A 20,432-nucleotide genomic window follows, 5' to 3' on the forward strand; every position below is an offset into this window, starting at 1 on the left:
AACACACCGACGAGATCCTGCGCCAGGTGCTGGGCTTCGACGACACCGCCGTCGACGAGATCCGCGCCTCCGGCGCGCTCGGCCCGGCCGGCATGGCGCCGACCGCCGCCCGCCTGTCCTGACCGGACCCACCAAACACGCCGCCCGCAACGGAGACGGCGGAGCCAAGGAAGGAAAGCCCCCATGAGCGTTGCGTTCGCTACGCCGACCGGCGACCTGCACCAATCCGTCCGCAAGATCCTCGACCACGCGCGCGCCGCCGGCCGCACGGCGTTGACGGCTCCCGAAGCCAAGGAGCTGTGCGACCTCTACGCGATCCCGGTGCCCCGCGAAGGTCTCGCCGGGACCGCCGACGAAGCGGCGTCCCTGGCCGACGGCATGGGCTACCCGGTCGTTCTCAAGATCGTCTCGCCGCAGATCCTGCACAAGACGGAGGCCGGCGGGGTCATCGTCGGCGTGGAGTCCGCCGAGGCCGTCCGCCGCGGCTTCGCCACCATCATGGAGCGCGCCCGCGCCCATGATCCACACGCCGAGCTGCTCGGCGTCCAGGTCCAGCAGATGCTGGCGGGCGGGACCGAGGTCATCATCGGTTCGATCACCGATCCCAGCTTCGGCAAGCTGGTCGCCTTCGGCCTCGGCGGCGTCCTGGTGGAGGTGCTGAAGGACGTGACCTTCCGCCTGGCGCCGCTCGACCATGCGGAGGCGCTGTCCATGCTGGACGGCATCCAGGCCGCCGACGTGCTGAAGGGCGTGCGGGGCGCCAAGCCGGCCGACCGTGACGCGCTGGCCGGGATGATCGTCAACGTCTCCCGGCTTGTCACCGACGTGCCCGAGATCGCCGAGTTGGACCTCAATCCCGTGTTCGCGCGCGCCGACGGTGCCATCGCCGCCGACGTCCGCATCGTCCTCGACTTCCAGGCCCGGCCCCCGCGCTTCCTGCCGTCCCGGGACGAGATCGTCGCCATCATGAACCGCATCATGAAGCCCGACGCGGTGGCGGTGATCGGCGCCTCGGCCGAAGCCGGCAAGATCGGCAACTCGGTGATGCGCAACCTGATCGACGGCGGCTACCAGGGGAAGATCCACCCGATCCATCCCAAGGCCGAAGAGATCCTCGGCCGCAAGGCCTACCGCAGCGTCAAGGACGTGCCCGGCCCCATCGACGTCGCCGTCTTCGCGATCCCGGCCAAGGCCGTGGCCCAGGCCCTGACCGAGGTCGGCGAGAAGGGCATTCCCGGCGCGGTGCTGATTCCCTCGGGCTTCGCCGAGACCGGCAACGTCGAGGGCCAGGACGAGGTCCTCGCCGTGGCCCGGCGCTACGGCGTCCGCCTGATGGGCCCCAACATCTACGGATTCTACTACACGCCCAAGAACCTCTGCGCGACCTTCTGCACCCCCTTCGACGTCAAGGGCCGGGCGGCGCTGTCGTCGCAGTCCGGCGGCATCGGCATGGCGATCATCGGCTTCAGCCGCTCGTCCCGCATGGGCGTGTCGGCCATCGTCGGGCTGGGCAACAAGGCCGACATCGACGAGGACGACCTGCTCGCCTTCTTCGAGCAGGACGACAACACCCAGGTCGTCGCCATGCATTGCGAGGACCTGAAGGACGGCCGCGCCTTCGCCGAGGCCGCCCGGCGGGTGTCGCGGAAGAAGCCGGTCGTCGTGCTGAAGGCCGGGCGCACCGCCATGGGGGCCCGCGCCGCCAGCTCCCACACCGGGGCGCTGGCCGGCAACGACAGGATCTACGACGACGTCCTGCGCCAGAGCGGGGTGGTGCGCGCCCGCACCCTGCAGGACCTGCTGCAGTTCGCCCGCGGCATTCCCGTGCTGCCGACCCCGCGCGGGGAGAACGTGGTGATCATCACCGGCGCCGGCGGTTCGGGCGTTCTGCTGTCGGACGCCTGCGTCGACAACGGGCTGTCGCTGATGGCCATGCCGCCCGATCTGGACGCCGCCTTCCGCACCTTCATCCCGCCGTTCGGTGCCGCCGGCAACCCCGTCGACATCACCGGCGGCGAGCCCCCGGTCACCTACAAGAACACCATCCGGCTGGGCCTGGAGGACGACCGCATCCACGCCCTGATCCTCGGCTACTGGCACACCATCGTGACGCCGCCGATGGTGTTCGCCAGGACGGTGGTCGAGGTGGTGGAGGAGATGAAGGCCAAGGGGATCGAGAAGCCGATCGTCGCCTCGCTCTCCGGCGACGTCGAGGTGGAGGCGGCGGCCGAGCACCTCTACGACCACGGCATCGTCGCCTACCCCTACACCACCGAGACGCCGGTCGCCGTGCTCGGCGCCAAGTACAAGTGGGCGCGCGCCGCCGGGCTGCTGTGACGGCGCCCGCGGGGCGCCCCGCCGGCGAGCGGCGGGACGCCCCGGGGCTTGCCGGAGAGGGGACGTCCACCTAAAAACCTCAGGTCAACCTGAGGTTATGGGACCGAACATGGGAACACTGGACCCCAACACCTACGATCGCGATCTCAGCGTCGGCGAAGTGGCGGAACGGTCAGGCGTCGCCGTCTCGACGATCCACTTCTACGAGTCCAAGGGGCTGGTCAAGAGCTGGCGCAGCGCCGGAAATCAGCGCCGCTTTCCGAGGGACGTGCTGCGCCGCGTCGCCGTGATCAAGGTGGCGCAGCGGCTCGGCATTTCCCTGTCGTCGATTGCCCGGGCCCTCGAAGCCCTGCCCAAGGAGCGTACGCCGACGGCCGAGGATTGGAAACGGATGTCGGCCGTCTGGCGCGACGAGCTGGATGAGCGGATCGCCAAGCTGACCCGCCTGCGCGACGAACTCGACCGCTGCATCGGCTGCGGGTGCCTGTCGATCCGGGAATGCCCCCTGCGCAACCCCTGGGACGAGCTGTCCGAAGCCGGGCCCGGCCCGAGGCTGCTCGATCCGCTGTAGTCTGCCTTGGCCGGCCGGGTGCAAGCACTCCCCACCCGGCCGGTCCATTTTCTCCCGAAACCACGGCTCAGGCCGCCACCGGCGGGCGGCGGCCCCGCTCCGCCGCCGGTTCACTCCGGCTCCGCCGGCCGCTCATTCCGCCGGCTGCTCCTGCCCGCCGGCCGCCGGGCCCGGCCGGTTGGCGGCCAGCCGCCCCCGGAACAGCGCGCGCACGGCGGTGTAGAAGACGGGCGTGAAGACCAGCCCGAACAGGGTGACGCCGACCATGCCGAAGAACACGGCCGTCCCCAGGGACTGGCGCATCTCGGCCCCGGCGCCGCTGGCGATGACCAGCGGCACCACCCCGAGGATGAAGGCGAGCGAGGTCATCAGGATCGGCCGCAGCCGCATGCGGGCCGCCTCGACCGCCGCCTCCATCGGGCTCCGGCCCTCGAAGATCTCGGCCTGGCGCGCGAACTCGACGATCAGGATGGCGTTCTTGGCGGCCAGCCCGACCAGCACCACGAAGCCGACCTGCGCCAGCACGTCCACCGCCATGCCGCGCAGCAGCAGCCCGCTGACCGCGGCGAGCAGGCACATGGGCACGATCAGGATGACCACCAGCGGCATGGTCCAGCTTTCGTACTGCGCCGCCAGCACCAGGAAGACGAACACCACGGCGAGGCCGAACACGAAGAGGCCGCTGTCGCCCGCCTGCTTCTCCTGGTAGGCCAGTTCGGTCCATTCGTACTGGAAGCCGTCGGGCAGCGTCTCGGCGGCGACCCGCTCCATCGCCGCCAGGGCCTCGCCGGTGGAGACGCCGGGCACGGCGTTGCCCTGCACCTCGGCCGACGGATAGAGGTTGTAGCGCGTCACCCGGTAGGGGCCGGTGACGTCGCGGAAGCCGGCGACGGCGCCGATCGGCACCATCTCGCCGCGGTCGTTGCGGGTCTTCAGGTTGGCGATGTCGCGGACGTCCTCGCGGAAGCGCCCGTCGGCCTGCGCCGTCACCCGGTAGGTCCGGCCCAGCAGGTTGAACTCGTTGACGAAGGCGGACCCGACGTAGACCTCCAGGGTCTCGAACACCTGGTCCGCCGTCACCCCCAGCATCTCCGCGCGCTGGCGGTCGATGTCGGCGAAGACCCGCGGCGTCTTGGTGTTGAACAGCGAGAACACGCCGACCAGCCCCGGCGTCTGGTTGGCGCGCGCCGCCAGCGCGCCGACCGCCGCCTCGAGCTGCTGCGGGCCGCGTCCGCGGCGGTCCTCGACGATCATCTTGAAGCCGCCGGTGTTGCCGATGCCGCGCACCGGCGGCGGCGGGATGGCGATGACGAACGCCTCCTGCACCGCCCCCAGCCGCTGCCGCAGTGAGGCGAGGACGGCGTTGGCGGACAGCCCCTGGTCCACCCGGTCGGGGAAGGGCGCCAGCGTCATGAAGATCGCCGCGGCGTTGGGGGCGAAGGTGAAGCTGGCGCCGTCGAGGCCGGCGAAGGGCACGGCGTGGATGATGCCGGGCGTGTTCAGCCCGATCTCAACCACCTTGCGGGTCACCGCGTCGGTGCGCGCCAGGGAGGCACCCGGCGGCAGCTGCACCACGGTGATGAGATAGCCCTGGTCCTGCTCGGGGATGAAGCCGCCCGGCGCCCGCGAGAACTGCCACGCGGTGAGCGCGATCAGCCCGCCATAGACCGCCAGCACCAGAAGCGGCAGGCGCACCAGCCGCCGCGTCAGCGACGCATAGCCGCCCGAGGCCCGGTCGAAGCCGCGGTTGAAGGCGCGGAAGAAGCCGTGCACCGGCCGCAGCAGCGGCGACGGCCGCGCGGGATGGTCGGCGTGCGGCTTGAACAGCAGCGCGCACAGGGCCGGGCTGAGCGTCAGCGAGACCAGGCACGAGATGACGGTCGCGGTGGCGATGGTCACCGCGAACTGCCGGAAGAACTGCCCGGAGATGCCGCTCACCAGCGCCGCCGGCACGAACACGGCCGTCAGCACCAGGGCGATGGCGATCAGCGCCCCGCCGACCTCGTTCATCGTCTCGTGGGCGGCGTCGCGCGGACTGAGCCCGTCGCGGATGTAGCGCTCGACGTTCTCCACCACGACGATGGCGTCGTCGACGACGATGCCGATCGCCAGCACCAGCCCGAACAGGGTCAGCGTGTTGAGCGAATAGCCCAGCGCCGCCAGGACGGTGAAGGTGCCGACCAGCGACACCGGGATGGCGAGGATGGGAATGATCGAGGCGCGCCACGACTGCAGGAACAGGACGACGACCAGCACCACCAGCGCCACCGCCTCGAAGATCGTGCGGTAGACCTCCTCCACGGACTGGGCGATGAACTCCGTCGGGTTGTAGACGACGTCGTAGCGCATGCCGTCGGGGAACAGGCGCGACATCTCCTCCATGGTGGCGAGGATGCGCTCCGCCGTCTCCAGGGCGTTGGAGCCCGGCCGCTGGAAGATCACCAGCGGCACCGCCTGGCGCTGGTCGAGATAGGCGTTGAGGTTGTAGTCCAGCGCCGCCAGCTCGACGCGCGCGACGTCGCGCACGCGGACGACGCCGCCCGTCCCGTCGCTCTTGACGATGATGTCGCCGAAGGCGCGCGGCTCGGCGAGCCGGCCCTGCGTCTCGACGTTGAGCTGGAAGGCCCCCGGGACCGGCACCGGCGGCTGGCCGATGGCGCCGCCCGACACCTGGACGTTCTGCGCCTGGATCGCCCGCACCACGTCGCCCGCCGTCAGGCCGCGCGCCGCCGTGCGGTCGGGGTCCAGCCACACCCGCATGGAGTAGTCGCGCGCGCCGAACACCCGGACGTCGCCGACGCCGTCGAGGCGGGCCAGCGCGTCCTTGATCTGCAAGGTGGCGTAGTTCGACAGGTAGAGCTGGTCGCGGCTGGCGTCGGGGGAGCTGAGATGGATGACCATCAGCATGTCGGGCGAGTTCTTGCGCACCGTCACGCCGATGCGCCGCACCGCCTCGGGCAGCCGCGGCTCGGCCACCGCGATGCGGTTCTGCACCAGCACCTGGGCGGCATCGAGGTCGGTGCCGAGGGCGAAGGTGACGGTCATCGACAGGTTGCCGTCGCTCGTCGCCTGGGAGGTCATGTACAGCATGTCGTCGACGCCGTTCACCTCCTGCTCGAGGGGGGCGGCGACGGTGTCGGCGACCGTCTCGGCCGAGGCTCCGGGGTAGGCGGCGGTGACCTGGATGGTCGGCGGCGCGATCTCGGGATACTGGGCGACCGGCAGGGTCACGTAGGCGAAGGCACCGATCAGCGTGATGAAGATCGAGACGACCGCCGCGAAGATCGGCCGGGCGATGAAGAAATGGGAGATGTTCATGGCCGGGCGTCCCGCTCAGCCCGCCGGCTTGGCGGGCGTGCCGCCGGCCGGGGTGATGGCGCCGTCCTGCGGGGTGACCTTGCCGCCCGGCCGCGCCCGAAGCAGCCCGTTGATGATGATCCGGTCGGTCGGATCGAGGCCGGAGCGGATCACCCGCAGCCCGTCCTCGATCGGCCCCAGGCGCACCGGCTTCGGCACCACGGTGCCGTCCGCGGCGACCGTCATGACGATCTTGTCCGCCTGGTCGCTGACCACCGCGCTGTCGGGGATCAGCGTGCCGACGTAGGTCTCCGATCCCGGCAGCCACAGCCGGCCGAACTGGCCGGGCGTCAGCGTGCCGTTGGGGTTGGGGAACGTCGCCCGCAGGCGGATCGTCCCCGAGCTCCGGTTGACCCGGTTGTCGACGAAGTCGAGGGTGCCGTCGAGCGACCACGCGGTCTCGTCGAACAGGCGTCCCTGCACCTTCACCGTGCCGTCGCGCTGGGAGCGCAGGAGACCGCGCGCCGCCGCCCGCTGGTAGGCGACGTAGTCGGACTCGCTGAGGTCGAACTCGAAGTGGATCGGGTCGAGCGAGACGATGGTGGTCAGCAGGGTCGTCGAGCCGACCGCCCCGCCGACGACCAGATTGCCGACGCTGACCTCCCGCCGGCTGATCCGCCCGCCGAGCGGCGCCGTGATCCGGGTGAAGGACAGGTCGAGCTGGGCCGTGCGCAGGCCGGCCTTGGCCACCTCGACGCCGGCGGCGGCGACGCGCACCTCCTGTTCGCGCTCGTCGAACACGGACGCCGACACGTTGTCGCCGCGCCGCAGCTCGGCGGCGCGAGCCAGCTGGCGCTGGGCGAGGTCGAGGCGCGCCTCGGCCTGGGCCAGCTCCGCCTCGGCCGACGCCACCACCGCCTCGAACGGACGCGGATCGATGACGAACAGCAGATCGCCCGGCTTCACCAGCTGCCCGTCGGTGAAGTGGACGGATTCGAGATAGCCGCTGATGCGGGCGCGGACCTCGACCACGTCGACCGCCGAGAACTGGCCGGTGAACTCGTCCTTCTCGACGATCTCCCGGCGCAGCGGGACACTCACCGTCACCGGCGGCGGCGGCGGCGCCCCGCCGTCCACGTCCGCCGCCGCGACGCGGTCCGCCGAGCCTCCCAAGATCACCGTGCCGAGGATCACCGTGCCCAGCACGGCGATCGCCACCGCGGCGAGAGCGCCGAGGCGCAGCCCGGTGCGGCCGGCCGGCGTGGTTGCTGTCCCCATGACCTCTCCTTCAGGTTGATGGCGTGCCGTGGCCGTCTCTTCCCCCGGAGGCAATGGCACGCCGTGTCGCGACACGGCGTGCTGACCGCACGACCCATCGAGGGACCGGAAGATATCTTCGATCATGCGGCCTTGACAGCACTCGCCGGCGGCGGCACCAGCCGATACATTGTCTTGCTATTATGGAATTGCTCCAGAACGTGCACGAGTATTGCACGTGCCCTTCCGCACGGCAAGCTGCCCGGCACCATACGAAGGTGTTACTGGCAATCGCGGCGGCATCGCTTGTCCGCGACCCGCGGCGCCGCAGACGCGGCGTCTTGTCCGCCGCGGCGGATTCGCGCTACACCCTTGGCCGTCCGATCCCATCGACAGGAGAGCGTCGCCGTGGCGCGCAAGAGCTTCTACGCCGTCTACGTGCTGTTCAAGAACGACGACGAGGCGGCGGCCTGGGACGACCGCCTGCCGGAGCGGCCGGCTGCGGACGGCGCCGAGGGCGAGGACCCGCCCTGGGAATGCCACGTCGTGTCGTCGATCCGCGACGACCGCGGCGGCTATTTCGAAGGGACCTTCCGCAAGATCACCGGCCGCGACGGCGAGACGATCGCCGCCATCGCCCGCGGCGTCGCCGATCGCTGCTACGAGCCCCGCAAGGACGGCTTCGTCTGGGCCGAACTGGCGGCCCTGTCCAAGGGCAACCCGGGCAAGTACGGCACCTACGTCGCCGCCATCGAGGACTCGGGCGAGGGCGTCGGCCTGATCGGCGGCGGTGGTGGCGGCGGCGACATGTAGACCGGCGGGCGACCGCCGCAAAGCCCTCGCGCCGGCGCGGCGGTTTGGGTAAAAGGAGCCCGACCGCCGTGCCCCGCGGCGCCTCCAGACGAGACTCTCGCGCTTCATGGACCAGCCCGCCGTTTCCGCCGCCCGTCCGCCCTCCGCCACCGCGGCGCTGCTCTACCACCCCGACGGGTTCGAGGCGTCGCGGGCCCAGGTGAAGGGACGGCACGCCGCCGGCGCCGGGTTCCTGAAGGGGCTGGTCGACCATGGCGGGGGCGACCCGTTCTACTGCTTCACCAACAGCCGCGCCGCCTTCGACGATTTCCGCGAACGCGTCGCCGCCCTCGCCGGCCGGCCCGTCGACGCCCGCTGGCTGAACGTCGCCAACCTGCGCGCCATCGCCGAACCGGGCTGCCTGTTCGCGCCCGGTCCCGGCCTGGCCGACGACGCATGGCAACGCCGCTCGCTCGACGACCGGCTCTACAGCATCTGTGGCGTCACCCACACCGTCTCGTCCGACCGCGTCATGGAGGCCCTCGGCCAGTATCTCGTCGGCCCGGTGCAGGAATGGGACGCGCTGATCTGCACCTCGCAGTCCGTGCGCAAGGCCTGCCTGGAGGTGATCGACGGCTATGCCGCCTACCTCGAGGAGCGCATCGGCGCGCGGCCGCCGCTGCGCCCGCAGCTGCCCGTCATCCCGCTGGGCGTCGACAGCGCCGCCTTCGCCCGCGGCGACGCCGAGGATGCGGCGGCGGCCGGCCTGCGCGCCCGCCTCGGCCTCGGCGCCGACGACGTCGCCGGCCTCTTCCTCGGGCGTCTCTCGTTCCACGCCAAGGCGCATCCGGTGCCGATGTTCATGGCCTTCGAGCGCGCCCAGGCGCGGCTCGGCCGCGCCCGGCGCCTGCATCTCATGCTCGTCGGCCAGTTCCCCAACGCCGGCATGGAGCGGGAGACCCGCGACGCCATCGCCCGCTTCTGCCCGACGGTGACGGTCCACGTCCTGGACGGCGCCGACCCGGCGCTGGCGCGCGCGTCCTGGTTCGCCGCCGACCTGTTCGTGTCGTTGTCGGACAACATCCAGGAGAGCTTCGGCCTGACGCCGGTCGAGGCGATGGCCGCCGGCCTGCCGTGCGTCGTCAGCGACTGGGACGGCTACCGCGAGACGGTGGTGGACGGCGAGACCGGGTTCACCGTGCCGACCCTGCTGCCGCCGCCCCAGGCCGGGGTCGACCTGGCCGAGCGCTACGCCCTCGGTCTCGACAATTACGACCGCTTCATCGGCGCCGCCTGCCTCACCACCGCGGTCGACGTCGACGCCTGCGCCGGCGTCCTGGCGCGGCTCGCCGGCGACCCGGCCCTGCGCCGCCGCATGGGCGAGGCGGGCCGCCGCCGCGCCCGCGACGTCTTCGACTGGAAGCACGTGATCACCGCCTACCGGGCGCTGTGGGGCGAGCTGGCGCAGCGCCGCAGCACCGCCGCCACCGTCGCCCCGCGTCCCCAGGGCGAGCCCGGCAACCCGCTGCGGGCCGATCCCTTCTCGATGTTCCGTCACCATCCGACGCGGCGGCTGACCGGGACCGAGACGGTCCGCCTGGCGGCCGACGATCCCGCGGCGGCGCTCGACCGGGTGCTGGCGGGCACCATCAACACCTTCGCCGCCCCGGCGATCCTGCCCCACGACGCCATCCGCCGGCTGCTGGCCGAGCTGGCGGCCGGCCCGCGCCCGCTGCCGGATCTGCTGGGAAGGCAGCCGCCGGCGCATCGCCGGCTGATCCTGCGCACCCTCGTCTGGTTGAAGAAATATGCCATTGTCGAGCTCTGAGGCCGCCGCTCCCGCCAGCGCGGGCGACATGGCGTCCACCTGGGCCATCCAGCAGGATGCCGACCGGCTGCTGAAGTCGGGCAAGCGCGACCAGGCGGTGCGCCTTCTCGAGGAGGCCGCCGTCCGCCACCCGGCGGCGGCCGAGATCCACCGCCGCCTCGCCGAGCTCGATCTGCGGGACGGCCGGCCGGAACGGGCCCGTGCCCGGCTGCAGCCGTTGCTCGACGCCGGCGTGCCGCTGAGCGGCCACGCGCACGCCCTGTGCGTGCGCATCGGCGCGGCGCTGAAGAACCGCGCCTGGACGCAGGAGCGCCTGCAGGCGGGGCTGCGGCAGGCGCCCGGCCACGGCGACCTGCAGTTGCTGGCCGGCCAGGAGCGGATGGAGAGCCGGCAGCCGGCCGCCGCCCTGCCGCATTTGGCGGCGGCGGTGAACCTCCAGCCGCGCCACCTGCCGGCCGCCCTGGCGCTGGCCCGCTGCCTGGAGGCGCTGGGCGACCACGCCCGCACCGAACGGGTGCTGCGCGCGGCCCTGGAGGTCGATCCCGACAACAGCCAGGTCCTCATCGGCCTGGCGAACGCCCTGCAGCGGCTGGAGCGCTTCGAGGAGAGCCTCGACGCCTACCGCCGCTACGCCGCGGTGGCGGGAACGCCCGGCTTCCTGCTGGCCAACGTCGGCGCGCTGCTGCGCCGCATGGGCGCCTTCGGCGAGGCGCAGCGGGTCTACCGCACGGCGCTGGCCAACGAGCCCGCCGCCGCCGGGACGCTGTACAACTATTCCAACCTGCTGAAGGAGATGGGCGCGCTCGACGAGGCCATCGCCACGGTCCGGCGCGCGACGCTCCTGGACCCGGGCAGCGCGCAGCTCCACTGGAACCTGTCGCTGGCGCTGCTGGCCCGCGGCGACTTCCGCGAGGGCTTCGCCGAGTACGAGTGGCGCTGGCGCTACGACGGCTTTCCCTCGCGCCGGCGCACCTTCCCGCAGCCGATGTGGGACGGTTCCTCGTTCGCCGGGCGCACCCTGCTGCTGCACACCGAGCAGGGCATGGGCGACGTCCTGCAGTTCCTGCGCTACCTGCCGGAGATCAAGGCGCGCGGCGGCCGCATCGTCATGGAGTGCCACGAGCCGCTGATGGCGCTGCTGGCCGACGTGCCGGAGGTCGACGCGATGATCCCGCGCTTCGCGCCGCCGCCGCCCTTCGACGTCCACCTGCCGCTGCTGTCGGCGCCGCTGGTGCTCGGCCACGCCACCCTGGACGACCTGCCGCGCCGTGCCCCCTACCTGACCCTGCCGGCGGCGGCCCCCGTGTTCCCCATCCCGGAGGCGAAGGACGACCGCCTGAAGGTCGGCATCGTCTGGGGCGGCAACCCGAACTTCTCCAACGACCGCGTGCGCTCGGCCCGGCTGAAGCATTTCCTGCCGCTGCTGGACGTCCCCGGCGTGCAGCTCTTCAGCCTGCAGAAGGGCCCCCGCGAGGCCGACCTGGCCGGCGCCCCGCCGGAGATCGTGCGGCTGTCGGACCGCATCTCCGACTTCCGCGACACCGCCTCGGCGATGGCCCAGCTCGACCTGGTGATCTCCACCTGCACCTCGACCGCCCACCTCGCCGGCGCCATGGCGCGACCGCTGTGGGTGGTGCTCCACCACGCCCCGGACTGGCGCTGGATGGTCGGGCGGGAGGACAGCCCCTGGTACCCGACCGCGCGCCTGTTCCGCCAGGAGCGGCCCGGCGACTGGGCCGGCGTCGTCGCCCGCATCGCCGAGGCGCTGCGCGACGCGGTCGCCGCGCGCCGGCGCTGACACCAACCATCACAGCGTTTCAGGAAGGACACACGGCATGGCGCGGGTTCTGCTTGCCTGGGAGCTCGGGGACGGCTTCGGCCACGTCACGCGCCTCCTGCCCATCGCCCGGCGGCTGCGCGAGGCCGGGCACGAGTGCCTGTTCGCCATGCGCAGCCTCGACAACGCCCACACCGTGCTGGCGGCCGACGGCTTCCCGCTGCTGCAGGCCCCCTACGCCGTGCCGCGGCCGCTGCCCGGTGCCAAGTCCCAGGGCATGCAGAGCTTCGGCGACATCCTCGCGGCGGTCGGCTTCGCCGACCTGCCGCGGCTGGGCGCCCTGGTGGCGGGATGGCAGGCGCTGTTCGACCTGGCGCGGCCGGCGCTGATCGTCGCCGACTATTCGCCGGGGACCTGCATCGCCGCCTACGGCCGGCTGCCCGTGGTCAACGTCGGCGACGGCTTCGTGCTGCCGCCCGGTCATCTCGACCACATGCCGACCTTCCACGACAAGCCGCCCTGCGTGCCGGAGGAGCGGCTCGTCGCCGCCGTCCAGGACCTGCAGCGCCACCGCGGCGCCCCGGTGCCGCCGAACCTGCCGGCCGTGCTGGCCGGCACCGACCAGTTCGTCGTCACCCTGCCGGAGCTCGACTTCTACGCCACGAAGCGGCTGCAGCCCGCCATCGGCCCGCTGCAGCCCCTGCCGGCGCCCCTCGCGGAGGAGCCGAGCGAGGACTATTTCGCCTATCTTTCCCTCGGCTACGGGCACACCCACAAGGTTCTGGACGGTCTGGCGAGCAGCGGCCGGCGGGGGCGGATCTACCTGCGCGACGCCACTCCCGGCCAGATCCAGGAGTACCGCCAGAAGGGCCTGACGATCCACGAGCGGCCGCAGCCGATGCGCGAGGCGGTCGGCCGCGCCGCGGTCATCGTCCATCACGGTGGCGTGGGAACGGTGGAGACGGTGCTGGGGCTGGGCCGGCCGCAGCTCATCGTCCCGCGGCACCAGGAGCAGCGGGGCAACGCCAACGCGCTGGGCAGCATGAACGTCGCCGTCTCCATGCGATCGGCCGGCGTCTTCGAGCCGCCTCACGTGGTGCAGGCGCTGGAGCACCTGCTGACCGTGCCGAAGTACCGCGAAAGCGCGGCCGCCAAGGCGCGCGCGCTGGCCGACGCCGGCCCGTCGGACGCCCTCGGCCGCATCGTCGCGCGCTGCCTGGACCGGCTGGATTCGGCCGAAAGCGGTCCGTCCTAGATCCCGGAGACGACGCTGCCGGCCCGCAGGCGCTCGAAGGCGAGGGCGATGCGGTCGCTCAGGTCGGCGATCCGGTCGGCGTCGGCGGCGGAGATCGTCCGCAGCAGCCCCAGCACCTCGGCGTCCATGCGCGGAAACAGCTTGGTGATGCCGACCACCGTGTCGTCCCCTTCGGGCGCGTCCGCCGGCTGCACCTCCTCGAGGATGATCTGGAACGGCCGGTCGCCGAGCGCCAGGCTGGCGAGAACCTTCAGCCAGCCGGACGAGGCGGGGCAGAAGAAGCTGGGATAGACCAGGCGACCGTCGGCCTCCCAGCGGCGCGGCCGGTCGTCGACCGCCACCACGGCGTTCGGGTCGAGGCCGGCCTGGGCGCGCGCCTCGTCGAGAATCTCCATGGGCGCCTGGATGATCCAGCGTGCCTCGATGTCCTGGTCCGGCATTCCCAATCCGCCCTCCGCGGCACGGTTGCCGCGGCGCCGCGGCCGATCCCGTCCGTCCTGCAATGTTCGGAAGTGGTGGCCGCGGCGCAAGAGCGGATTCGGGCACCCCCCATCGGACAGCCCGGCCGGCGCCTCAGGCCCGCCCCGCCGCCGAGCGCAGCGCCTCGGCGAGCCTGGGCACCACCCCTTCCAGCGAATACTCGTGCTCCACCTTGGAGCGGCCGGCCGCCCCCATGGCGTGGCGCAACCCGTCGTCCCGGCCGAGCGTCATCACCGCCTCGTACCAGTCCTCCGGCGTCTCGGCCAGGAAGCCGTTGACGCCGGGCTCGACGATCTCGCGGTTGACGCCCACCGGCGAGGCGATGACCGGCTTGGCGCAGGCCATGTACTGGATGAGCTTGTAGCCGCACTTGCCGCGCTCCCAGCGGGTGTTGCTCAGCGGCATGATGCCGATGTCGAAGCCCTTGATCTGGTCGACCTCGGTGTCCTCGCGCCAGTCGAGGCGCGAGGCCGCCAACGTCGGAACCGCGTTGTCGTTGGCGCCGACCAGGACGAGACGGACGCGCCCCTCGCCGCACAGCCGGCGCAACGGTCCCTGCACCAGCTCCAGATAGCGCGCCGTGACCGGCGAGCCGATCCAGCCCACCGTCAGCGGATCGCTCCGCGGCGCCGGCAACGGTTCGCCGTAGCGGCTCAGGCTGACCACGGTGGGGAACACCTCCACCCGGCGTGCACCGGCGGCGAGCGCGCGCGCCGCCAGATAGGCGTTGCCGACCGTCACCAGCGCCGCCCCACGCATCAGCCGGTCCAGCTTGTCGCCCAGCACGGTGCGCACGGCGACGTGGGGATGGCTGTCGTAGACGTGGAACCAGGCGTCGTCATAGTCGATGACGTAGGGCGGGGCCCAGGCCAGGAGCAGCCGCTCGAAACCGTAGGGCAGCCACGGCAGCAGCTCCTTCTCCACCCACAGGAGATCGTAGCGGCGGGTCGACAGCATGCGAAGGATGCGGGTGACGAACGAGCGCGCCGCCAGCTCGACCGGCCGCTTGCCGGATTCGTACAGCGCCGACAGATAGCGGTCCGGCAGCAGCGGCGAGACGTCGACCTGGATCCCGCGGGCGGCCAGCTCCGGCAGGAACTGATAGTACCGCAGGCGGCTCGACGAGCCCAGGCGGGCGTAGCGGGAAAGCAGGAGGACGCGCATGCGCAGTTCGGACTCAGGGGTTCGGGCTGTCATATTGCTGCAACGCAGAACGCTAGCGCGGCACGCCCGCCGATGCAATCCGCCGATCGCACCGGTCCGGCCGCCGCGCATTCGTTCAGGGGCCTTCGTTCAGGCGTAGGTGAAGAAGCCCGTGCTGAGATCGGCCTCGCCCACGCCGACCAGCTCGACCCGATAGCCGCTGGAGAAGGTCAGGACCGCCCCCTGGCTGCCGGTCGACACGGTGAAGGCGGCGCCGACGTTGAGGTGCATCCGGTCGCCTTCGGCGAAGTTGAAGTCGACGATGGTGTCGGACCCAGCCTCGTCGCGCAGGTCGAAACGGTCGGCCGCCAGGCCGCCGCCCAAGACGTCGTTGCCGCTCCCGCCGAACAGCGTGTCGCTGTCGGCGCCGCCGTAGACCGTGTCGTCGCCGGCGCCGCCGGACACCACGTCGGCCTGCTGGCCGCCGTGCAGCCAGTCGGCGCCGTCGCCGCCGTCGAGGGTGTCCGCCTGCAGGTTGCCGTAGAGGACGTCCGCGCCGGCGTCGCCGGACAGGACGTCGCTGTCCTGGCCGCCGAACAGCGTGTCGTCGCCGTAGTCGCCCTTCAGGCTGTCGCCGCCCCAGTTGCCGTACAGCACGTCGTGGCCGTCCCCGCCGGAGAGGGTGTCGCCGTCCGTGCCGCCCCACAGCGTGTCGCCGCCCTGGTCGCCGAACAGCAGATCGTTGCCGTCGCCGCCGTCGACGATGTCGTCGCCGTCGTCGCCGTGCAGGCTGTCGTTGCCGGAATCGCCGTAGATGGTGTCACGGTCGCCGCCGCCCGACGCGGTGTCGTCGCCGCCACCGGCAACCAGGATGTCGTTCCCGGTGGCGCCGTCGATGGAATCCGTGCCGTCGCCGGCGCGCACGGTGTCGTGCCCGTCCTGCGCCAGCAGGGTGTCGTCGCCGTCGCCACCCTCCATAAGGTCGTCGCCGGTGCCGCCGTCGACATAATCGTCGCCGGCCTCGCCGCCGAGCCGGTCGTTTCCGAGATCGCCAAAGACGGAATCATTGCCGGCGCCGGCGTAAGCGCTGTCGAAACCGTCCCCGGGTGACAGAAGGTCGCTGCCGTCCCCACCCCAAAGCGTGTCGTCACCGGCCTCGCCGTCGAGCCAATCGTCGTCTTCGCCACCGAACAGCACGTCGCTTCCGGCCAGCCCTTTCAACGTGTCGTTTCCGGCCAGCCCGGAAATATCGTCCCCCTCGGCGGTGCCCGTGAGGGCATTGGGAGTCCCGTCGCCCGTGAAAGACGCCATGGCTACCGACCTCTTCTGCTCGCGCTGCCTCTATCGAAAGGATAATCCAATCGGAACAACATGTCGCCAGCGATGTTTCAGACGGCGTCTCAGCCTGCCTCCTGATCGGGGCAGGGCACCGCCGCGACCAGCGCGGCGATCTCCGCCAGCCGGGCGTCGATGCGGGCGCGCTCGGCCAGCAGCCGCTCGCGCTCGGCCTCCAGGGCCGGCCGATCGGGCGTCCGGGCGGCGCGGCGGCGGCGCTTGAAGGCGACGAGCTCGGCGCGGCGCATGTCGGGGCGGATGATGCCGGCGGCCAGCGCCTCGGCCCGCTCCGCCTCGTCCAGGGTGCCGATCTCGTAGACCAGGGAGTAGGAGGGCGGGGCGATCTCCCGCGGCACCAGCCCGGACTCGATGGCGCGCGCCGCCGCCATCAGCTTGTGCGCGACGCCGCGGCCGAAGGGCAGGCGCTCCTCGATCATGGCGATGAAGCCGCCGTGCGGCAGCTTGCGCTTGGCCTGCTCCAGGTACTGGCCGATCAGGACGAAGCGCTCGTGGCTCTCGTTCCACAGACGGCCGATCTCGGCGGCGAAGTCGTCGGCGTCCGACAGCTCCACCAGCCCGGTGCCGATGACGTCGAAGCGGGTGTCGCGCGACGCCCGCCCCCTGGTGGCCGGGACCAGCTTCATCACGCCGCCTCCACCGCCGCCAGGCCGAGCCGGCTCGCGGCGAAACGCCACAGGGCGGCGACGTCGGGACCGGACCGGCTGTCGGCCAGCTCCAGCACCCCCAGCCCGTGGGCGGCGGAGCGGAAGAACTCGGTCAGGTCGGGGATGTCGACCGGGCAGACCTCGGCGACGCCGGCGAGGCGTCGCCGCGCGTCGCGCACCTCCAGCACCCGCGGCTTGACCTGGTTCAGCACGAAGGCCGCCGGCCGGCCGAAGCCGCGGGCGAAGCGCATCGCCCGCTCGGTGGAGGTGACGTCGTCGATGGTCGCCTTGGCCGGCACCAGGATCAGGTCGGCGGCGAGCAGCAGGGTCTTCATCGCCTGCGGGTAGACCTCGACCGCGGTCGGCGTGTCGACGATCAGCAGGTCGACCCCGTCGATGGGCTCCGGCGGATCGCCGATCTCGGCGATCGGCACGACGAAGTGCTGGATGGCGGGCCGCGCGGCGTCGCGGCGGTCCCACCATTCCGACAGGCTCTTCTGCGGATCGGTGTCGAGGGTGGCCACCGCCACCCCCTCCAGCGCCGCCGCCACCGCCAGATTGCGGGCCAGCGTGCTCTTCCCCGACCCGCCCTTGGGGCTGTAGATCAGCAGCGTCTTCATCGGGCGTGCCTTGAATGTCTCACCGGTGAGACACGCGCGCCCGCGGGCCGCCACCGGTTTCGCGCGGCCAACCTAAACGACGCCGGCGGCCCGAGTCCACCGGCGCAAGGCCGGGCCGCGGCCGGCGGCGCACGCGCGGCTTGACGAGGGGGCCGCCGCTCCGGCAACACTCCGCCCGGCCCGTTCCCTGTCCGAAGTCATGCGCCATGGACATCCAACGTCTCGACATCCCGGAGATCGCCATCCTGAAGCCCGCCAAGTACGGCGACGCCCGGGGCTTCTTCTCCGAGACGTACAACAAGCAGCGGCTCGCCGAGGCCGGCATCGCGCTCGACTTCGTGCAGGACAACCACGCCTATTCGGCCGAACGCGGCACCGTCCGCGGCCTGCACTTCCAGCTGGCGCCCGCCGCCCAGGACAAGCTGGTGCGGGTGGTCAAGGGGGCGATCCTCGACGTCGCCGTCGACATCCGCCGCGGCTCGCCCACCTACGGCCGGCACGTCGCGGTGGAGATCAGCGCCGACGCCTGGAACCAGATCCTGGTGCCGGCCGGCTTCGCCCACGGATACTGCACCCTGACGCCCGACACCGAGATCATCTACAAGGTGACGGACTACTACGCCCCGGCCCACGACCGCGGCCTCCTGTGGAACGACCCGGCGCTGGGCATCGCCTGGCCGGTGGCGGCCGAGGAGGCCGTCCTCTCCGACAAGGACCGCCGGCAGCCGACCCTGGCCGAGCTTCCCGAATGCTTCACCTATCCGGGCCGACCCGCGTGAGCGCTTCGCATCCGACCGTCGTCATCTCCGCCGACGCGCCGCCTCCGCGGTTCCTGGCCAGCGCGCTCGGCCCCTTCCGGCTGCTGGCGCGCCATGCCTTCCCCGTGGCGCAGATGACGCGGCGCGAGGTGGCGTCGCGCTACCGCGGCTCGGTCGCCGGCGTGCTGTGGTCGTTCGTCCAGCCGCTGCTGATGCTGGGCATCTACACCTTCCTGTTCGGCGTCCTCTTCCGCCCGCGCGTCGACGTCGGCGCCCCGGCGGACACGGTCGATTTCGCCCAGAACCTGTTCGTCGGCATCCTCATGCACGCGATGCTCGCCGAGTGCGTCAGCCGCGCCCCGTCGATGATCCTCGGCAATCCCAACTACGTGAAGAAGTTCGTCTTCCCGCTGGAGATCCTGGCCTGGCCCGTGACCTTCTCGGCGCTCATCCAGCTCGCCTTCGGCGTGCTGGTGCTGGTGGTGTGGCACCTGGGCTCGCTCCAGGGCCTGCCGGTCACGGCGCCGCTGCTGCCGCTGGTGGTGGCGCCGCTGGTGGTGCTGGCGGCCGGCCTGGTGTGGTTCCTCTCGGCGCTGGGGGTGTTCGTACGCGACATCGGCCAGATCACCGGGCTGGTGATGACGGTGCTCATGTTCACCGCGCCGATCCTCTTTCCCCTGGAGATCCTGCCGGAGGCGGTCCGCCCGTGGGTGTGGCTGAACCCGCTGACCGTCCCGGTGGTGGAGGCGCGCAAGGTGCTGCTGCAGGGACTGCCGCCCGACTGGGGCGCGCTCGGCCTCTACGCCGTCGGCGCCTTCCTCGCCGCCTGGGTCGGGCACTACGTGTTCGCCCGGCTGAAGCGGGCCTTCGCCGATGTCATCTGAAATCGCCATCCGGGTGCGCGGCCTGGCCAAGCGCCACCGCCTCTACGCCCAGCCGCTCGACCGCCTGAAGCAGCGCTTCGCCGCCTCGGACGTGCGCCACTTCAAGGAGGTGGTGGCGCTCGACGGCGTCGATTTCGACGTGCGCCGCGGCGAGACCGTGGGCATCGTCGGCCGCAACGGCTCCGGCAAGTCGACCCTGCTGCAGGTGCTCAGCGGCACCCTGCGGCCGACCGCCGGCACCGCCGAGATCCACGGCCGGGTGTCGGCGCTGCTGGAGCTGGGCGCCGGCTTCAACGGCGACTTCACCGGCCGCGAGAACGTCTACATGAACGCGGCGATCATCGGCCTGAGCCGCGAGGAGATCGACGCCCGCATCGAGCGGATCATCGCCTTCGCCGACATCGGCGACTTCATCGACCAGCCCGTGCGGGTCTACTCCAGCGGCATGTACATCCGCCTGGCCTTCGCCCTCGCCATCAGCGTCGATCCCGACATCCTGATCGTCGACGAGGCGCTGGCGGTCGGCGACGAGGCGTTCCAGGCCAAGTGCTTCGCCCGCATCAAGGAGTTCCAGAAGCAGGGCGGCACGCTGCTGTTCGTCAGCCACGACGCCGGCGCCGTGCTGCAGTTCTGCAACCGCGCCCTCCTGCTCGACGGCGGCCGGCTGATCCTGTCGGGCAAGCCGAAGACGGTGGTCACCCAATACCAGCGCCTGGTCTACGCGCCGATGGAACAGCGCGAGGCGATGCTCCAGGAGATCGCCGAGATCCAGGCGATGGGCGAGGCCTCGGCCGACCGCACCGCGGCCGCCGAGCGCGCGGCCGCGGCCGAAGCCGAGCCGGCACCGCCCACCGTCACCGCGGCGCCGGCCGCCGGCGCCTCGCTCCACGATCCCAACCTCGTCTCCAAGGGGCGGATGGAGTATCCGGCGAACGGCGCCCGCATCCTCGACCCGCGCATCGAGACCCCGGAGGGTGAGCGGGTCAACGTGCTGCGCCGCGGCCGGGAGTACGTCTACCGCTACGACGTGGCGTTCGACCGCGACGCCCGGCAGGTGCTGTGGCTGATGGTCTTCCGCACGCTCCAGGGCTACGCGCTGGGCGGGCTCGGCTCCCACCCCATGTCGCAATACGTGGAGACGGTGCCGGCCGGCACGGTGGCCGAGGTGTCGTTCCGCTTCACCTGCCGCCTGTTCGGCGGCACCTACCTGACCAACTGCGGGGTGACCGGCAGCCATTTCGGCGAGCGCCAGTACCTGCACCGGGTGATCGACGCGGTGATGTTCCGCGTCGAGGTGGAGCCCGACATGCCGTCGGGCGGCCACGTCGATTTCGGGCTGGAGCCGACCGTCACCCTGCGGGCGGCCAAGCGGGCGGCGGCGGGTTAGAGCAAGATCGCTTTTGGCCGATGCGGCCAAAAGCGTGACTCCTGCT

The 20,432-nt window shown here is 71.8% G+C and carries 16 protein-coding genes; 9 read left to right on the forward strand and 7 right to left on the reverse strand.

Annotation, left to right across the window (positions count from 1 at the left end; genetic code table 11):
* The first annotated feature begins 183 nt into the window (after positions 1–183).
* A complete protein-coding gene (locus ACSBPG_RS02415; protein WP_435535507.1) occupies positions 184–2,337 on the forward strand; it encodes an acetate--CoA ligase family protein in 2,154 nt (717 codons plus the stop codon).
* Positions 2,338–2,446: 109 nt separating this feature from the next.
* Entirely contained in the window at positions 2,447–2,908 is a 462-nt protein-coding gene (soxR, locus tag ACSBPG_RS02420) for a redox-sensitive transcriptional activator SoxR (RefSeq protein ID WP_435535508.1), read from the forward strand.
* A 132-nt stretch (positions 2,909–3,040) separates the two neighbouring features.
* On the opposite strand, the gene ACSBPG_RS02425 is transcribed toward soxR, so the two are convergent.
* Both ACSBPG_RS02425 and ACSBPG_RS02430 read right to left on the reverse strand, forming a co-directional pair.
* Positions 3,041–6,226 (reverse strand): efflux RND transporter permease subunit, encoded by a 3,186-nt coding sequence (locus tag ACSBPG_RS02425; RefSeq protein ID WP_435535509.1) that lies wholly within the window; start codon positions 6,224–6,226, stop codon positions 3,041–3,043.
* Between the two features lie 15 nt (positions 6,227–6,241).
* Positions 6,242–7,483, reverse strand: a complete 1,242-nt coding sequence (locus tag ACSBPG_RS02430; protein WP_435535510.1) for an efflux RND transporter periplasmic adaptor subunit — start codon at positions 7,481–7,483, stop codon at positions 6,242–6,244.
* A 387-nt stretch (positions 7,484–7,870) separates the two neighbouring features.
* On the opposite strand from ACSBPG_RS02430, the gene ACSBPG_RS02435 reads away from it, so the two are divergent.
* The 4 genes from ACSBPG_RS02435 to ACSBPG_RS02450 all read left to right on the forward strand — a co-directional run bounded on the left by ACSBPG_RS02435 (position 7,871) and on the right by ACSBPG_RS02450 (position 13,114).
* Positions 7,871–8,275, forward strand: a complete 405-nt coding sequence (locus tag ACSBPG_RS02435; RefSeq protein WP_435535511.1) for a hypothetical protein — start codon at positions 7,871–7,873, stop codon at positions 8,273–8,275.
* Positions 8,276–8,381: 106 nt separating this feature from the next.
* On the forward strand, positions 8,382–10,082 hold the full coding sequence (locus ACSBPG_RS02440) for a glycosyltransferase family 4 protein (RefSeq protein ID WP_435535512.1): 1,701 nt from the start codon (positions 8,382–8,384) through the stop codon (positions 10,080–10,082).
* 28 nt (positions 10,083–10,110) lie between these two features.
* Entirely contained in the window at positions 10,111–11,880 is a 1,770-nt protein-coding gene (locus ACSBPG_RS02445) for a tetratricopeptide repeat protein (protein WP_435535513.1), read from the forward strand.
* Between the two features lie 37 nt (positions 11,881–11,917).
* Positions 11,918–13,114: a glycosyltransferase gene (locus tag ACSBPG_RS02450; RefSeq protein ID WP_435535514.1), complete on the forward strand. Its 1,197-nt coding sequence runs from the start codon at positions 11,918–11,920 to the stop codon at positions 13,112–13,114.
* Here the strand turns inward: ACSBPG_RS02450 and ACSBPG_RS02455 are convergent.
* The 5 genes from ACSBPG_RS02455 to ACSBPG_RS02475 all read right to left on the reverse strand — a co-directional run bounded on the left by ACSBPG_RS02455 (position 13,111) and on the right by ACSBPG_RS02475 (position 17,357).
* Entirely contained in the window at positions 13,111–13,554 is a 444-nt protein-coding gene (locus ACSBPG_RS02455; protein ID WP_435535515.1) for a hypothetical protein, read from the reverse strand. The genes ACSBPG_RS02450 and ACSBPG_RS02455 overlap by 4 nt on opposite strands.
* 133 nt (positions 13,555–13,687) lie before the next feature.
* Positions 13,688–14,758, reverse strand: coding sequence for a glycosyltransferase (locus ACSBPG_RS02460; RefSeq protein WP_435535516.1), 1,071 nt, complete (start codon positions 14,756–14,758; stop codon positions 13,688–13,690).
* Positions 14,759–14,887: 129 nt separating this feature from the next.
* On the reverse strand, positions 14,888–16,048 hold the full coding sequence (locus ACSBPG_RS02465) for a calcium-binding protein (RefSeq protein ID WP_435535517.1): 1,161 nt from the start codon (positions 16,046–16,048) through the stop codon (positions 14,888–14,890).
* Positions 16,049–16,137: 89 nt separating this feature from the next.
* Positions 16,138–16,716 (reverse strand): DUF3102 domain-containing protein, encoded by a 579-nt coding sequence (locus ACSBPG_RS02470; RefSeq protein WP_435535518.1) that lies wholly within the window; start codon positions 16,714–16,716, stop codon positions 16,138–16,140.
* Positions 16,716–17,357, reverse strand: coding sequence for an AAA family ATPase (locus ACSBPG_RS02475; RefSeq protein ID WP_435535519.1), 642 nt, complete (start codon positions 17,355–17,357; stop codon positions 16,716–16,718). The genes ACSBPG_RS02470 and ACSBPG_RS02475 overlap by 1 nt, the downstream gene beginning before the upstream one ends.
* Before the next feature lie 206 nt (positions 17,358–17,563).
* Here ACSBPG_RS02475 and rfbC point away from each other — a divergent pair, with 206 nt between their 5' ends.
* The 3 genes from rfbC to ACSBPG_RS02490 are packed head-to-tail and all read left to right on the forward strand — an operon-like array spanning position 17,564 to position 20,386.
* Positions 17,564–18,136: a dTDP-4-dehydrorhamnose 3,5-epimerase gene (gene rfbC, locus ACSBPG_RS02480; protein WP_435535520.1), complete on the forward strand. Its 573-nt coding sequence runs from the start codon at positions 17,564–17,566 to the stop codon at positions 18,134–18,136.
* Positions 18,133–18,999 (forward strand): ABC transporter permease, encoded by an 867-nt coding sequence (locus ACSBPG_RS02485; RefSeq protein WP_435535521.1) that lies wholly within the window; start codon positions 18,133–18,135, stop codon positions 18,997–18,999. Before rfbC ends, ACSBPG_RS02485 begins: the two co-directional genes overlap by 4 nt.
* A complete protein-coding gene (locus ACSBPG_RS02490) occupies positions 18,989–20,386 on the forward strand; it encodes an ABC transporter ATP-binding protein (protein ID WP_435535522.1) in 1,398 nt (465 codons plus the stop codon). Before ACSBPG_RS02485 ends, ACSBPG_RS02490 begins: the two co-directional genes overlap by 11 nt.
* Positions 20,387–20,432: the final 46 nt, after the last annotated feature.

Origin of the sequence: Azospirillum sp. ST 5-10, from assembly GCF_051225715.1 — a bacterium.
Classification (GTDB): Bacteria; Pseudomonadota; Alphaproteobacteria; order Azospirillales; family Azospirillaceae; genus Azospirillum.

Bases quoted from the DNA above. Each gene is read 5' to 3' on its own strand.
- ACSBPG_RS02445 (WP_435535513.1), top strand. From the start codon at position 10,111: ATGGCGTCCACCTGGGCCATCCAGCAGGATGCCGACCGGCTGCTGAAG.
- soxR (WP_435535508.1), top strand. From the start codon at position 2,447: ATGGGAACACTGGACCCCAACACCTACGATCGCGATCTCAGCGTCGGC.
- ACSBPG_RS02455 (WP_435535515.1), bottom strand. From the start codon at position 13,554: ATGCCGGACCAGGACATCGAGGCACGCTGGATCATCCAGGCGCCCATG.
- ACSBPG_RS02425 (WP_435535509.1), bottom strand. From the start codon at position 6,226: ATGAACATCTCCCATTTCTTCATCGCCCGGCCGATCTTCGCGGCGGTC.
- ACSBPG_RS02450 (WP_435535514.1), top strand. From the start codon at position 11,918: ATGGCGCGGGTTCTGCTTGCCTGGGAGCTCGGGGACGGCTTCGGCCAC.
- rfbC (WP_435535520.1), top strand. From the start codon at position 17,564: ATGGACATCCAACGTCTCGACATCCCGGAGATCGCCATCCTGAAGCCC.
- ACSBPG_RS02490 (WP_435535522.1), top strand. From the start codon at position 18,989: ATGTCATCTGAAATCGCCATCCGGGTGCGCGGCCTGGCCAAGCGCCAC.
- ACSBPG_RS02415 (WP_435535507.1), top strand. From the start codon at position 184: ATGAGCGTTGCGTTCGCTACGCCGACCGGCGACCTGCACCAATCCGTC.
- ACSBPG_RS02460 (WP_435535516.1), bottom strand. From the start codon at position 14,758: ATGCGCGTCCTCCTGCTTTCCCGCTACGCCCGCCTGGGCTCGTCGAGC.
- ACSBPG_RS02470 (WP_435535518.1), bottom strand. From the start codon at position 16,716: ATGAAGCTGGTCCCGGCCACCAGGGGGCGGGCGTCGCGCGACACCCGC.
- ACSBPG_RS02440 (WP_435535512.1), top strand. From the start codon at position 8,382: ATGGACCAGCCCGCCGTTTCCGCCGCCCGTCCGCCCTCCGCCACCGCG.
- ACSBPG_RS02465 (WP_435535517.1), bottom strand. From the start codon at position 16,048: ATGGCGTCTTTCACGGGCGACGGGACTCCCAATGCCCTCACGGGCACC.
- ACSBPG_RS02430 (WP_435535510.1), bottom strand. From the start codon at position 7,483: ATGGGGACAGCAACCACGCCGGCCGGCCGCACCGGGCTGCGCCTCGGC.
- ACSBPG_RS02475 (WP_435535519.1), bottom strand. From the start codon at position 17,357: ATGAAGACGCTGCTGATCTACAGCCCCAAGGGCGGGTCGGGGAAGAGC.